The following is a 14,368-nucleotide window of genomic DNA, read 5'->3' as shown; positions in this document are numbered from 1 at the left end:
ACGTGACCGAATCCGCCGATCCCATCCGTGTCGCACTCGTCGACGACCAGCAACTCGTGCGGGCGGGTTTCCGCATGGTGCTCGAATCGCAACCCGACATCGAGGTGGTCGCCGAGGCGTCCGACGGTGAGGCGGCGATCACCGAACTCGCGCGGGTCCGGGCCGACGTGGTGCTCATGGACGTCCAGATGCCACGGGTCGACGGGATCTCGGCGACACGTGAGCTGCTGCGCTCCGTCGATGCGCCGAAGGTCGTGGTGCTCACCACCTTCGACAACGACGACTACGTGGTCCAGGCGATTGCCGCGGGGGCGAGCGGTTTCCTGCTCAAGGACGCACCCCCCGAGGACCTGCTGTCCGCGGTTCGCACCGTCTACCGTGGTGACGCCGTCATGGCGCCGCGCGCGACCCGCTCACTGCTGCAGCATGTCTCACCCCTGCTCGACGGAAGGGGAGCGTCGTCCGGGCGGATGGAGGTGCCGGAGGATCTCACCCCCCGCGAACTCGAGGTGCTCGTCGCGATGGCGCACGGCCTGACCAACGGCGAGATCGCCGAACGATTCGTGCTGTCGCCTGCGACGGTGAAGACCCATGTGGGCCGGGTTCTTGCGAAGACCGGTTCACGAGATCGCGTGCAAGCAGTGCTGTTCGCGTTCCGCGCCGGACTGGTGAGACCCGACGAGTTGCTCGGCGCGGGGGAGTAGGACTCCGGGTGGACCTCGCCCCGAGCGGGTCCTACCCGGGTACGACGGGGGCGACGAGGAAGATCGCACCGCTCTCCGATGTTCTTGTGCGGCAGAATTTCTACGGTTCGTAGTATGACTTCGACCAATTCTTTCGTCCCGGCCTGTTCCGCCGAGGACGTCGTGCGTGTCTACGGACGCGGCGACACCGAGGTGCGTGCCCTCGACGGGGTGTCCGTCGCATTCGAGCGCGGCCGCTTCACCGCGATCATGGGTCCGTCCGGCTCGGGAAAATCGACTCTCATGCATGCGCTCGCCGGCCTCGACGACATCGACGCGGGACGCGTCGTCCTCCACGGTGACGGCCGCCGGGCGGACGTGGAGATCAGTGCGGCGTCCGACGCCGTTCTCACCGGGTTGCGCCGCGACCGCATCGGTTTCGTCTTCCAGGCGTTCAACCTGCTGCCCGTCCTGACCGCCCGGGACAACGTGCTGCTGCCGATGCGGCTCGCCGGTACCCGCCCCTCGGCGGCCTGGTTCGAGGAGGTGACCGGTCGCCTCGGACTGGCCGATCGTCTCGATCACAAGCCCCACGAGATGTCGGGAGGCCAGCAGCAACGTGTCGCGGTGGCCCGTGCACTGCTGCCGCAACCCGACGTCATCTTCGCCGACGAACCGACCGGCAACCTGGATTCGCAGGCCGGAGCGGAAGTGCTCTCCCTGTTGCGGTCGAGTGTGCGGGAGACGGGGCAGACCGTGGTGATGGTGACGCACGACCCCGTCGCCGCCTCGTACTCGGACCGGGTGGTCCTCCTCGCGGACGGACGACTCGCGGGCGAGATCACCGACCCCACCGCCGATACCGTCCTCGACACCATGCGCCACCTCGGTGCATCCTCGGTGGTGTCGGCGCGATGAGACGGCTCGTTCTGGCGCAGGCGCGCGCCCACCGCGGCCGGTACGTCGCGTCCGCGCTCGCCGTACTCGTCGCGGTGGCCTTCGTCGTGACGACACTCGTGCTCGGCGACACGGTCGACTCGTCGATCACGAAGTCCACCGCCGCTCGCTACGACGGAGTCACGGCCGTCGTGGCCGAGGGGGAGTCCGATACGGAGCCGGACGATCTGCTCGCCGCGATCACCGGCGCCCCCGGAGTACGCGCGACGGCGTTGGACGTGTCCGGACCCGTGCACATCGTGGACGAGAACGGCGGATCCGGATACGGCGAGGCCATGTCGGTCGCGGCCGACGAGACCCTGCGCTGGCAGCGACTCCGGGACGGCCGGTGGCCCGCAGGCCCCGATGAGGTGCTCGTCGGTTCGTCGTCCGGGCGAGCGATCGGTGATTCGATGACGATCACCGACGTTCTCGGTACGGCGGTACCGGCGAGCGTCGAGGTGGTCGGCGTCGTCGACCTCGACGGCTCACCCCTCGCGCTGAATTCGCGCACGATCTTCGCCGATGCCGGGCCGGTACGCACGTGGACGGGTGAGATCACGGACTGGGAGGTACGCGTGACCGGGGACCCCGACGTCGTCCGCGACGCCGTGGCGGGCCTGGCACCGGGAGCAGTGGTGATGTCGGGGGCCGAGCGTGCCACGATGGTCGCCGACTCCTATGTCGGCGATATCGCCTTGTTGCGCAATATCCTTCTGTGCTTCGCGGCGATCGCCGTGGTCGTCGCCGGCCTCGTCATCGCGAACACCTTCGCCGTGTTGCTCGCTGCCCGGACCCGCGAGCTCGCACTCATGCGGTGCGTCGGTGTCACCGCCGTGCAGGTGCGCCGCAGCGTGCGGGGAGAGGCGCTCGTCGTCGGGTTCGTCTCGGCGGTTCTCGGAGTTCTGGCCGGGTACGGCCTCGCGGCGGCCGTTGTCGCCCTCGCTCGCGCGGCGGACGTCCCGCTCCCGCTGACATCGATCTCGGTGACCGTCACGACGATCCTGCTCGGCCTCGTGCTGGGAACCGTGGTGACGGTGATCGCCGCGAACGGTGCGGCGCGCGCCGCGACCCGGGTCCCCGCACTCGCGGCGATGCAGCCGCTCGAGACACAGCCCGAACCGATTTCGGATTCCCGGGCCCGGCGCATCTGTGCTGCGCTGGCGATCTCGGCGGGATCGGCGTTGCTCGTGGCCGGCGTCATGACCGCCAACGTGCTCCTCGCGTGCCCCGGAGGGTTGTCGCTCTTCGTCGGGGTGCTCCTCGCATCCCGGCGGACGGTGCCGGCCGCAGTGGGAGCGGTGGGAGATCTGCTGGCCCGATTCGGTGGTCCGACGGCCGCACTGGCCGCGGGCAACGCACGTCGTAATCCGCGTCGCACCGCCTCGACCGCGACCGCCCTGTTCATCGGCGTCACCCTCACATCGACCCTGGTCGTGGGTATCGGCACGGTGAAGGCGGGCGCTCCCGACCTCCTCGACGAGAACCTGCCGGTGGACATCGTGGTGACCGCGCCGGGTTCGGTTCCGGCCGGTGCAACCGACCGGTTGACGGCGATCGACGGCGTCCGGTCGGGCACCGAGGTCGCGACGGGTTCGGTCACCGTCGCGGACACGGAGTTCTCGGTACTCGGTCTCGACGCGCGATCGGCAGCGTCCACAGTCCGCGCCGACCTCCGATTGCCGGAACCGGGAACGATCGTGCTCGAGGAGTCTCTCGCCACCGAGTTGGGGGTGGGTGACGGCGAGATCGTGACGGTCGGCGGCGAGACCGGTACGCGCACACTGACGGTCGCGACGACCGAGCGAGGTGGCCCGGACCTGATGGACATCGGTGATCTGAGTGCGCTCGCTCGTTCCGCGGCGGACACGGTGTGGTTGAAACTGGACGACGGGTTGTCCGACGGCGATCTCGCTGCGGTCTCCGACGAGATCTCCCGAGTCGCCGCGACGGCGTTCCCCGGTAGCAACGTCGAGGGCGCGGTGCAGACGCGGCAGATGTTCGAGAAGGTCCTCGACACCATGCTGATGATCGTCGGCGGGCTGTTGTCGGTAGCGGTGGTGATCGCCTTGATCGGGGTGGGCAACACGATGGCGTTGTCGGTGCTCGAGCGACGCCGGGAGACCGCGGTGCTACGGGCCGTCGGCCTGTCCCGGGCGGGGGTGCGCAGCGTGCTCGTCCGCGAGGCACTGATCATCGCGGGCGTGGCGTCCGTCCTGGGCGTGGCTCTGGGGCTGCTGCTCGGGGCGGCGGGAACCGCGTCGGTGATCGGGGCGAACCACGTCGGCCTCGGATCGGTTCCCTGGTGGCAGCTCGCGGGCATCGTCCTCGCCGGTGGCGGTGCCGGGGTGATCGCCTCGCTGATCCCGGCGCAACGCGCGAGCAGGGTGTCGCCGGTCGCCGCCGCGGCGGGCTGAGGTCGCGGTGCGGCCGGGTCGGTAGAATCGGTTCGTGGCGAACGGAATCGGAATGCCCGACCGCACGACCCGGGCAGCGCGGGGAGTGCCCGCCGTGCGGGTCGTGACGATGCTGGCGCTGTGCTGGGCGCGACTGTGGGGCGGCACCGTGACATTCGATCCCGAGTACGGCCTCTACGTCGCCACCGGCATGCGTGGCGGGTTCGCGCGCGGCGGCACCACCGTCGGCGGGGTCTTCCTCACCCGGAAGGCTCCGCCGCGCCGCCTGGTGCGGCACGAGGCGATCCACGTCGACCAGTGGGCGCGATACGGACTCGGATTCGCGGTCCGCTACCTGGCGGAGGAACTCCGCAACCCCGGTCCCCGCAACAGATTCGAGATCGAGGCGGGTCTTGCGGACGGCGGCTACCGCACCGAGCGCAGCGTTACCCGTCCAGGCGAACCGTGACCTTCTCGCTCGCGACGCGTCGTTCGGTCGCGTCCGGATCGGGATTGCTCACCTGCACCAGGGAGGCCCCCGCCGCGAGCACGGCGAGCAGGCCGTCGACGAGTGCGTCCGGATCGGACCAATCACGGCTCGACAACACGCGATCGCTGCCGCGGATCCCCGCGGAGGCGGCCGAATCTTTCGCCGCCGCCACGACGTCCGGCACGGAGCGTCCGGCGAGGACCTGATCGCCCGACCCCGAGGACCGGAACTGGTCTCCGTGCATCCGCACATCCGTCGCATAGTCCGTGATCCCGGGCGGCAGGTCGCGCACGGGGGCGCCGAAGGCATCGAGCGACAGTGCCGCGACCTCGGGGATCGCATCGACCTCGTCCAGCCGGTCGGAAGTGACGAAAGCGAGCTCGGCGTCCGGATCGGCCTCGAGCACGACCTCGGTACCGGCCCACCACGCACCGAGCAGCACCGCGGCGCTCTGCCAGTGCGCGGGCAGCAGCACTGCGACGCGACCGCCGGGAAGGACGCCGAACTGCTCGCGAATCATGTTGGCCGTCTTGGCGGCCCAGTTCGCGAGGGTCAGGGCCGACAGTTCGATGCGTGCACCGGTCGCGTCGTCGTACCAGGTGATCCGCGGACCCGCCGGATCGTCGGCGAGGATCGGGTCGAGCAGGGCGTCGGTCAGGGTGGTCACGATTGTCTTCTTCCAGGATGTCGGTTCATGCAGCTGTCAGTTCACGCAGCGCGGGCCGTCGGATCCCGCATCGATGGGCGGTGCGGCGGGAGCCGGGGTGGCGGTGCCACCGGCCGGGCTCACACCGACGTCGGCGGCGGACGCGGCCGTGGACGACCCCGTGTAGGACGCCGAGCCCGGACCGGTGTAGTCGCCGGCGAGCACCACCCGCACGGTGCCGGCGGGCAGCGAGGGATCGGACGCGGTGTCGAGGCCACCGAGTGCCGCCGCCACCGCGCGGGTCTCGTCGGAGTCCTCGTCGGCACCGAAGACCGTCGAGGTTCCCACGCCGGAACCGGTGTAGTTGCCCACCTCGCCCTCGACGTATCCCTCGGCGGACAGAGCCGCAGCGACCTGCGAGGCCAGTCCGGACACCGATCCGGCGTTCGCGACATCGACCGTGACGGCCGATGCGTCGATGTCGGGGGCGGGCACCGGCGTGGAGGTGGTCTCGCTGCCGTCGGGCTCCCGGCCGATCAACTCGGCGACGAAGTCGCGTACCTCGTCCGGATCCACCTGGACCACCGATTCGCCGTAGTCGGTCATCGCGTTGATGTCCTGCACCGGGATCGTCGAGAACGTCACGTCGCCTCCGGCCAGGCCCTGCAGCTGGGTGGCCAGCGCCATGATGTCCCAATCGGAGTCGAGCACCACGGACCGCTGCACCGCGGCGGTCAGCTGACTCACCTTGGACGGATTGGACAGGGTCTTGGCGCTGAGCACCTTCTGTGCCAGCGACGCCATGAACACCTGCTGCCGTACGATCCGGTCGAGATCGCCGCGGGGAAGATCGTGACGTTGGCGGACGAAACTCAGAGCATCCGAACCCTGCAGGGTCTGCACACCTGCGTCGAACCTCGCACCCGAGAGCGGTTCGTCCACAGGCGCGTTCAGGCACACGTCGACACCGCCGACGGCGTCGGTGAGCAGCACGAACCCGAGAAGCCCGACCTCGGCGTAATGGTCCACCGTCACCCCGGTGAGGTCGGCGACCGATTCGATCAGGGCTTCCCGGCCCGCCTGGGTGGACTCGGCTTCGAGTTCGGCCTCGCTCGTGTCGGCGTCCGCCTCGATCAGTTCGGTGCGCCGGTTCGCCTTCGTGGCGCCGTACGCCGCGTTGATCTTCGACATCCCGATCTCGGGAACCTCGACATAGGTGTCGCGCGGGATCGACATCGCGGTCGCCGACCGGCCGTCGTTCGGCACGCGGATCAGGATGATGGTGTCGGTGTTGTTCGCTACTTCCTCACCTGCGCGCAGCGCGTCGAGTTCGCGCTGGGAGAGGGGATTGCCGTGCGCGTCGGTACGGCTGTCCGTACCCACCAGCAGGATGTCGACGGCACCGTCCTCCCCGTCGCCGAGGGCGAGCCCCCGTACCGACGCCAGCGACGACTGCAACGCGTCGACGCTGCGCCAGGCCACACCGGTGACGACCAGCACGAGGCACGCCGCGATCGCGACGGCGATCTGCCACGGCCTGCCGTTGTACACCCGCACTTCTCCCGGCGTGGCCCCGGCAGGAGGGGGCGGCCGGCGCCGGGCGGTACGCCGGGGCTGCCCGGCGGCAGAATCGTGACGGGGCTGCCCGGCGGCAGAATCGGGACGGGACCGCCCGGCGCGCGGTTCGCGGCGGTACCTGCCGTCGGCAGCTGTCGGATCGCCCGCACGGGTGCGGCGTCCCGTCGAACTGGGACGCCTTCCGGTGCGGCGACGCGGCTCTGGCGGCACCTGGTGCTCCTCCTGTGGGTGTTACGGGTCGATGGTCGAGTCTCTCGAGTGAAGGCTACTGGTGGGTGCGCTCGCTCGGCGCACACCACTCCGGCGTGCCAGACTTCTTCGAGTGCGTAGCGTTCTCGTCACCGGAGCCCGTGGCCAGCTCGGCCGTCATCTCGTGAACCGCGGCACGGCGGCGGGAATACCGATCCGCGGTGTCGGATCGTCCGAGGTCGACATCACCGACCCGCAGGCCGTGGCTGCCGCGGTCGAACCCGGTTCCGTGGTCGTCAACGCCGCGGCGTACACCGCCGTCGACGCCGCCGAGACCGACGAGGACCGGGCCGCCGAGGTCAACGGCACGGGCCCGGGCGTGTTGGCCGCGGTGTGTGCCGACAAGGGCGCGCATCTCGTCCATGTCTCCACCGACTACGTCTTCGCCGGCGACGCGACCGAGCCCTACCGCGTGGACGCGCCGACCGGCCCGCGCACCGCCTACGGCCGCACCAAACTCGCCGGTGAACGGGCGGTGCTGGAGGTGCTTCCCACCGCGCACGTGGTGCGCACCGCCTGGGTGTACACCGGCGACGGCAACGACTTCGTCGCGACCATGCGGCGGCTCGAGGGCGAGCGGGAGACCCTGCGCGTCGTCGACGACCAACGTGGTTGCCCCACCTACGCGCGCGACCTGGCCGACGGACTGATCGAACTCGCCGGGCACGGTGACCGGATCCCCGGTGGGATCCTGCATGCCACGAACGCCGGAGAAGCGACGTGGTTCGACCTCGCCCGGGCGGTCTTCGAGGAGATCGGCGCCGACCCGGAGCGGGTGCAGCCCTGTGGCAGCGACGAGTTCGTCCGCCCCGCGCCGCGGCCGGCCTATTCGGTGCTCGACGACAGTGCCTGGATCGGTGCCGGCCTGACGCGCTTCCGTCCGTGGCGGGAGGCGTTGCACGAGGCGATCGCCGGTGGCGGAACCGTGCCGCCCGCGCGATGACGTGTGAGGAAACGGCCCGTGAGGTGTCGCACACCGCCGAGGTCGCTAAGGTGACCGGCGTGGATTCGACGCTGGCCGTGGTGACGGTGACCTATTCGCCCGGTGAGCACCTCGAGAACTTTCTCACCTCGCTCACCTCCGCGACCGTTCTGCCGACACAGGTGATCCTGGCCGACAACGGTTCGACCGACGGTGCTCCCGAGGCCGCCGAGGCGGCACACGAGAACGTGCGGCTGCTCCGGACCGGGGGAAACATCGGATACGGCGGGGCGATCAATCGCGCGGTCGCCGAGATCGACCCGTCCGCGGAGTTCGTGATCGTCGTGAACCCGGACGTCCGGTGGCACCCCGGTTCGATCGACGAACTGCTCGAGGCGGCGCGTCGCTGGCCGCGCGCCGGCTCGCTCGGACCGCTGATCCACGAACCCGACGGCAGCGTCTACCCTTCGGCGCGCACCGTCCCCACCCTGGCGTCCGGTGCCGGTCACGCGCTGCTCGGCACCGTCTGGCCCGCCAACCCGTGGACACGCCGCTACCGCCAGGAGAACGAGGAGATCGGCGAGCGCCCCGTCGGCTGGCTGTCCGGATCGTGCCTGCTGCTGCGACGCGCGGCGTTCGATTCGATCGACGGCTTCGATTCGCGATACTTCATGTACATGGAGGACGTGGACCTGGGCGACCGGCTCGGCCGGGCGGGCTGGCTCAACGTGTACGTGCCGTCCGCGGTGGTCACGCACGCCAAGGGCCACGCGGCCGGACGGCACCCCGAACTGATGCTCCCGGCACACCACGAGAGTGCCTACCGCTTCCAGGCGGACCGCCACCCCCATCGGTGGCAGGCGCCGCTGCGATGGGCGTTGCGGGCCGGGCTCGCGGTGCGATCGCGGGTCGCGGTCGCGGCAGCCGTGCGGGAGCGTCGGAACGGGAGGACCGACCGGGACATTCGGGTCGGCACGACAGTGAACAGGGGAGACGATGACGAGTGAGTCGGCACCGCACACCGATGCGGTGATTCTGGTCGGTGGACAGGGCACGCGGCTACGGCCGCTCACCCTGTCGGCACCCAAGCCGATGCTGCCCACCGCGGGGGTGCCTTTCCTCACCCATCTGCTCGCGCGGATCCGTGAGGCGGGCATCAAACACGTCGTCCTCGGCACCTCGTTCAAGGCCGAGGTCTTCGAGCAGCACTTCGCCGACGGTTCCGACTTCGGCCTCGAGATCGAATACGTCACCGAGACCGAGCCGCTCGGCACCGGCGGCGGTATCCGCAACGTGCTGCCGAAGCTGCGCGCCGACAACGTGATGGTCTTCAACGGCGACGTGCTCGGTGGCACCGATCTCGGTGCGGTGCTCGACACCCACGTGCGGACCGAGGCGGACGTGACCCTGCACCTGGTGCGGGTGAGCGATCCGCGTGCCTTCGGCTGCGTCCCCACCGACGACGACGGCCGGGTGACCGCCTTCCTCGAGAAGACTCAGGACCCGCCGACCGATCAGATCAACGCCGGCTGCTACGTCTTCCGCCGCGAGATCATCGAGCAGATCCCCGAGGGCCGTCCGGTGTCGGTGGAGCGCGAGGTGTTCCCGACGCTGCTGACCGAGGGCAAGAAGGTGTACGGGCACGTCGACGCGGCCTATTGGCGCGACATGGGAACCCCGGAGGACTTCGTCCGTGGCTCGGCCGATCTGGTCCGCGGTATCGCTCCGTCCCCGGCGCTCCCGCCGCAGCGCGGCGAGTCGCTCGTGCATCCGGGTGCCTCCGTGGCCCCGGGCGCCCTGCTCATCGGCGGCACGGTCGTCGGCCGCGGCGCCGAGATCGGTGCGGGTGCCCGCCTGGACGGCGCGGTGATCTTCGACGGTGCGCGGGTCGAGGCCGGTGCGGTGGTCGAACGGAGCATCATCGGTTTCGGTGTACGGGTCGGTCCGCGGGCCCTGATCCGCGACGGTGTGATCGGTGACGGCGCCGACATCGGTGCGCGATGCGAGCTGCTGCGCGGTGCCCGGGTGTGGCCGGGAGTGAAGATCCCCGACGGCGGTATCCGGTTCAGTACCGACGTGTGAGTCGAGAGGTCGAAGTGGGTTTCGAAAGGTACGTGGCCCTCGGTGATTCGTTCACCGAGGGTGTGGGTGATCCGGATCCGGCGCGTCCCAACGGGGTACGCGGCTGGGCCGATCTCGTCGCCGGTGAGCTGGCGCGCCGGTCGGAGAACTTCGCGTACGCGAACCTCGCCATCCGGGGCAGGTTGCTGCGACCGATCATCGACGAGCAGCTCGAGACCGCCGTGGCGATGCGTCCCGATCTCGTGACGATCTACGCCGGCGGCAACAACCTCATGCGTCCGAAACTCGACCTCGACGCGCTCGCGGCGGAATACGACGAGGCGGTCGGCAAGCTCGCCGCGACCGGCGCCCGCGTCCTGATGTGGACGGCCTACGACGGCAGCTGGGCGCCGGTCTTCGGGATCCTGCGCGGCCGCTGGGCCGTGTACAACGAGCTCGTCCGGGCGATCGCCGACCGGCACGGCGCGACCATCGTCGACTTCTGGCGTTTCGACGAGTACCGGGATCTGCGCATGTGGGACTTCGACCGGCTGCACATGTCCGCGGCCGGCCACCACAACATGGCGATCCGCGTTCTCGACCTGCTCGGTGTCGAACACGATCTCGGACCGGTGGAGTTCGACGAGGCACCCGTCCTCACCCGGGCCCAGGAACGTGCCGCGGACCGCGCATGGATGCGGGGGTTCCTCGTCCCCTGGATCGGGCGGCGACTGCGCGGAGTCTCCTCCGGCGACGGCATCACCCCGAAATATCCCGAGCTCGGACCGATCCGGTTCTGACCTCCGCTCGTCCCGGCGGCCCGCCGGGACGAGCGCGGGTGTCTCAGGCCCGTCGGGCCGCCGCGAGCCGCACCAGGTGCGCGATCGTCTCGTGCTCGGCCTCCGGTGGCAGCGCGTCGACCGGCCACCACTGCAGGTCGGTGGACTCGTCGCTGCGCACCGGCCGGGCGCCCACGGGTGCCGTCACCAGGAACCGCAGGTCGAGGTGCCGGGTGGGTACTCCGAGCGAGCACGTGATCGGATGGGTGTGCGCCGAGAGCAGATCCGGATCGATCACCAGATCGGCGATGCCCGATTCCTCGGTGGCCTCGCGCAGTGCCGCGGCGACGACGGTCTCGTCCGACGCCTCGCAGTGACCGCCGAGCTGGATCCACCGCCCCACCCGAGGATGCAGGGTGAGCAGCACGTTGCGGTGATCGGCGTCGAGGACGATCGACGATGCCGTGATGTGCCCCGGCACGTGCTCGCGCAGACACCCGTCGGGCGCCGAATCGAGGAACGCCAGCATGGTGTGCCGCAGCGACTCGGCGTCCTCGGAGTCGGTGTGCCAGGTGGTGAGCCGGTCGATCGCCGAGGCGTGCAGGGAACGCGCCGACACGATTACAGCTCCACGAGGGCGTCGCCCGGATCCGCGGGTTCGCGCGGTTCCGGTTCGGTGAGCGGGTAGCCGACGGCGACCGCTCCGAGCGGCGACCATTCGGCGGGCAGCCCGAGTTCCCCGCGGACCACTTCGGGCGCGAAGATCGTCGAACCGATCCAGCAGCTCCCCAGGCCGCGGGTGGCCAGGGACACGAGCAGGCCCTGGACCGCGGCGCCGGCGGCCACGGTGAACATCGTGGCCTCGGCGGCGGTGCGACGCGCGTCGGGGTAGTGGTGTGCGCCGTCGGGCACCCGGAACGGAACGATCACCTCGGGCGCGTCGTAGAGGATCGCGCCGCGGGCGAGGCGGCGTTCGACGGCCACCGGGTCGAGTCCGTCGCCGCGGAGATCCTCGGCCCACTTCTCGCGCATGCGGTCGAGGAGCCGCCGACGGACCTGTTCGGTGCGCACCCACACGAACCGCACCGGGCGGGTGTGGTGGGGTGCGGGGGCGGTGAGGGCCTCGGCGATCGCCTCGCGCAGATCCTCGGGGTCGACGGGTTCGGCAGCGAACTGCCGCACCGACCGGCGCAACAGAAGTGCCTCGCGCCGGCCGCGTTCGAGGGCCTCCTCGGTGCCGAGCCAGAACAGGTCGTCCTCGCCGCTGCGGAGCAGGGCGCGGGCGGTGGAGCCGTCGTCGGGCAGGTCGAGTCCGCGCACCACGGCGACGGGCACACCGCCGAGCTTGCCCTTGACGAGATCGCCGGCCGCGGCGATCTCGTCGGCCACCGCCACGGACGTCACCTGCAGTTCGTTGCCCTGCGAATCGTGCGAGCCCGCGTAGCCGTGGAGGACGGGGAGCCCGGACGACCCGATCGCGGCGTCGGTCTGCCCGTTGCGCCAGGCGCGACCCATCGTGTCGGTGACCACCACGGCGACCCGCACGCCGAGCAGCGCACCGATCCGCTCGCGGAGGGCGGAGGCGCTCGCGTCGGGATCCTCGGGCAGCAGCGCGAGTTCGGCGCTGTCGACGTTCGACCCGTCGATCCCGGAGGCCGCCTGCACGATGCCCAGCTTGTTCTCGGTGATGAGGGTGCGGCCCTTGCGGGCCAGCACGCGCACGGCCTCCTCGTTCACGAGACGCCGGCGCAGTGCGTCTCGGGCATCGGGATCGGTGGGTGCGGCGACGATCCGTCCCTCGACCTTCGAGACCACCTTGCTCGTGACGACGAGGACGTCCCCGTCGGTCAGCCACGGTGCGGCCCGGGCGACGGCCGCAGCCAGGTCGTCTCCCGGGCGGAACTCGGGAAGCCCGGGGACGGGCAGGATCTCGATGGGACCGCCCGGCGCGTGGTCGCGCACCGAGGGGTCGGCGACGGCGTCCGGCATCACAGGTTCACTCCGGCGAGCTCGAGGGCGGCGCGGGCCATGTCGGCCGTCGCGTCGGTGTCGGTCATGAGCAGGGGAACGGACCGGACCTCGACGCCCGGTACCTCGGCGCGGTCGGTCGAGTGCACGAGCCACCCGTCGAGAATGCCCGTGCCGGAGCGGGCACCGTAGTACCGGCCGACGGCCTCGGCGGTGGTCTCCACCCCGATGACGTCCAGGCACGCATCGGCCATCCCGCGCAGGGGCTTGCCGTCGATGACAGGGGAGAGGCCGACGATCTTCGCGGACGTGGTGCGCAATGCGCCCCGGATACCCGGGATCGCGAGGATCGCGCCGACGCTCACGACAGGATTGGACGGGGCCAGCAGGACGGCGTCGGCGTTCTCGATCGCCTCGACCACTCCGGGAGCCGGCTTCGCCTCCTCCGCGCCGATGTGCGCGAAGCTGTGGGTCGGCACCTGGGCGCGGTGGCGGACCCACCATTCCTCGAAGTGCACGGCGCGCTGCTCACCGTCCTCGGGATCGGTGATGACGACGTGTGTCTCGCTGCGGTCGTCGGAGACGGGCAGCAGGGTCACGCCGGGTTTCCACCGGGTGCACAGTGCTTCGGTGACGGCGGAGAGCGGATAGCCGGTCCGCAGCATCTGCGTGCGGACGAGATGCGTGGCGATGTCGCGGTCGCCGAGACCGAACCAGTCGGGGATCGCACCGTAGGCGGCGAGTTCCTCCTTCGCGTTCCAGGTCTCGCCCGCACGGCCCCAGCCGCGTTCGGTGTCGATCCCACCCCCCAGGGTGTACATGCAGGTGTCGAGATCCGGACAGATCCTCAGACCGTGCATCCAGACGTCGTCGCCGACGTTGACGATCGCGGTGATGCGGTGTGCCGCGTCCGGATTCGGCTCGACGCCGGGAGAAATATCGAGAAGTCGGCGCAAACCTGAGAGAAAACGCGCCCCACCGACACCTCCGACCAATACAGTCACATTCACGGCCCAAGCCTAAGCGGTGCGTCATCTACCCGGTCGCGCGCCGTCCGAAACGCGTTTCGGCAAAGCGGCCGATGATATGTGAACAACGCCGCTCCGCTTGACCGCGACACACCCGAAGTGTCTAATCACATACATGTCATTCGATAATCGAATTCGAGATTCCTTGCGGTGAACCCGCATTCGAACGAGTATTCGAGGGATGGCAGCGGGTTGATCCCCGGTCATGATTCGGCGCTGCAGGTGAGGAGGGACAATGGCCGGCGAGCGCGACAGCTTCGAGCTCATTCGAAGCGATACTGCAGTCGAGGCTGTCTGTGACTACCCGGACGTCGGGGTGCCCGTCCTGAGTGTGATTTCGGGATTCGGCGACCCTGCGGATGGCGAGGAGCAGTGGCAGGAGCGTGCGCTCTGTGCGCAGACCGATCCGGAGGCATTCTTCCCCGAGAAGGGGGGATCCACCAGAGAGGCCAAGCGCATCTGCATGGGGTGTGAAGTCCGGGACGAATGTCTCGAATACGCCCTCGCTCACGACGAGCGGTTCGGTATCTGGGGCGGGCTTTCCGAGAGGGAACGCCGTCGCCTCAAGCGCGGAATAGTCTGACGAGGAGTTCGGCCCGGTACGGGGAGTACGGGACCGAGTGAAACACCGA

General features: G+C 70.0%; 14 protein-coding genes. 9 read left to right on the top strand and 5 right to left on the bottom strand.

Annotation, left to right across the window (positions count from 1 at the left end):
- The first annotated feature begins 2 nt into the window (after window positions 1-2).
- The 4 genes from EQ874_RS07660 (at window position 3) to EQ874_RS07645 (ending at window position 4,484) form a co-directional block, all read left to right on the top strand.
- Window positions 3-704: a response regulator transcription factor gene (locus EQ874_RS07660; RefSeq protein WP_277986178.1), complete on the top strand. Its 702-nt coding sequence runs from the start codon at window positions 3-5 to the stop codon at window positions 702-704.
- Window positions 705-818: 114 nt separating this feature from the next.
- Window positions 819-1,601 carry an ABC transporter ATP-binding protein gene (locus EQ874_RS07655; RefSeq protein ID WP_064065291.1) on the top strand — a complete coding sequence of 261 codons (783 nt, stop codon included), beginning with the start codon at window positions 819-821 and terminating at the stop codon, window positions 1,599-1,601.
- Window positions 1,598-4,036, top strand: coding sequence for an FtsX-like permease family protein (locus EQ874_RS07650; RefSeq protein ID WP_129976419.1), 2,439 nt, complete (start codon window positions 1,598-1,600; stop codon window positions 4,034-4,036). Before EQ874_RS07655 ends, EQ874_RS07650 begins: the two co-directional genes overlap by 4 nt.
- A gap of 52 nt (window positions 4,037-4,088) precedes the next feature.
- Window positions 4,089-4,484 carry a hypothetical protein gene (locus EQ874_RS07645; RefSeq protein WP_037224883.1) on the top strand — a complete coding sequence of 132 codons (396 nt, stop codon included), beginning with the start codon at window positions 4,089-4,091 and terminating at the stop codon, window positions 4,482-4,484.
- Here EQ874_RS07645 and EQ874_RS07640 read toward each other — a convergent pair.
- Window positions 4,462-5,172 (bottom strand): TIGR03089 family protein, encoded by a 711-nt coding sequence (locus EQ874_RS07640; RefSeq protein ID WP_064065289.1) that lies wholly within the window; start codon window positions 5,170-5,172, stop codon window positions 4,462-4,464. The genes EQ874_RS07645 and EQ874_RS07640 overlap by 23 nt on opposite strands.
- Window positions 5,173-5,208: 36 nt before the next feature.
- Window positions 5,209-6,702 carry an LCP family protein gene (locus EQ874_RS07635; RefSeq protein WP_129976418.1) on the bottom strand — a complete coding sequence of 498 codons (1,494 nt, stop codon included), beginning with the start codon at window positions 6,700-6,702 and terminating at the stop codon, window positions 5,209-5,211.
- 349 nt (window positions 6,703-7,051) lie between these two features.
- On the opposite strand from EQ874_RS07635, the gene rfbD reads away from it, so the two are divergent.
- The 4 genes from rfbD to EQ874_RS07615 are packed head-to-tail and all read left to right on the top strand — an operon-like array spanning window position 7,052 to window position 10,761.
- A complete protein-coding gene (gene rfbD, locus EQ874_RS07630; protein ID WP_064065288.1) occupies window positions 7,052-7,921 on the top strand; it encodes a dTDP-4-dehydrorhamnose reductase in 870 nt (289 codons plus the stop codon).
- Between the two features lie 59 nt (window positions 7,922-7,980).
- Window positions 7,981-8,907, top strand: a complete 927-nt coding sequence (locus EQ874_RS07625; protein ID WP_051017577.1) for a glycosyltransferase family 2 protein — start codon at window positions 7,981-7,983, stop codon at window positions 8,905-8,907.
- Window positions 8,897-9,982, top strand: a complete 1,086-nt coding sequence (locus EQ874_RS07620; protein WP_064065287.1) for an NDP-sugar synthase — start codon at window positions 8,897-8,899, stop codon at window positions 9,980-9,982. The genes EQ874_RS07625 and EQ874_RS07620 overlap by 11 nt, the downstream gene beginning before the upstream one ends.
- Window positions 9,983-9,996: 14 nt before the next feature.
- Window positions 9,997-10,761: an SGNH/GDSL hydrolase family protein gene (locus EQ874_RS07615; RefSeq protein WP_064065286.1), complete on the top strand. Its 765-nt coding sequence runs from the start codon at window positions 9,997-9,999 to the stop codon at window positions 10,759-10,761.
- Between the two features lie 43 nt (window positions 10,762-10,804).
- Here EQ874_RS07615 and EQ874_RS07610 read toward each other — a convergent pair whose 3' ends face one another.
- From EQ874_RS07610 to cofD, 3 genes are read right to left on the bottom strand one after another with little or no spacing between them, the layout of a single operon-like run.
- Window positions 10,805-11,359, bottom strand: coding sequence for an NUDIX domain-containing protein (locus EQ874_RS07610; protein ID WP_129976417.1), 555 nt, complete (start codon window positions 11,357-11,359; stop codon window positions 10,805-10,807).
- A 2-nt stretch (window positions 11,360-11,361) separates the two neighbouring features.
- Window positions 11,362-12,729: a coenzyme F420-0:L-glutamate ligase gene (locus tag EQ874_RS07605; protein WP_129976416.1), complete on the bottom strand. Its 1,368-nt coding sequence runs from the start codon at window positions 12,727-12,729 to the stop codon at window positions 11,362-11,364.
- Window positions 12,729-13,718 (bottom strand): 2-phospho-L-lactate transferase, encoded by a 990-nt coding sequence (gene cofD / locus EQ874_RS07600; protein WP_129976415.1) that lies wholly within the window; start codon window positions 13,716-13,718, stop codon window positions 12,729-12,731. The genes EQ874_RS07605 and cofD overlap by 1 nt, the downstream gene beginning before the upstream one ends.
- A gap of 334 nt (window positions 13,719-14,052) precedes the next feature.
- Between cofD and EQ874_RS07595 the strand changes: the two genes are divergently transcribed.
- Complete coding sequence (locus tag EQ874_RS07595; RefSeq protein ID WP_167352118.1) at window positions 14,053-14,319, top strand: WhiB family transcriptional regulator; 267 nt, start codon at window positions 14,053-14,055, stop codon at window positions 14,317-14,319.
- The last annotated feature ends 49 nt before the right edge of the window (window positions 14,320-14,368 follow it).

It is taken from the genome of Rhodococcus sp. Q1 (assembly GCF_004153645.1).
Classification (GTDB): domain Bacteria; phylum Actinomycetota; class Actinomycetes; order Mycobacteriales; family Mycobacteriaceae; genus Rhodococcus; species Rhodococcus gordoniae.
Note: the sequence above shows the minus strand (reverse complement) of the source record. Positions and strands in the feature narration are given on the sequence as shown.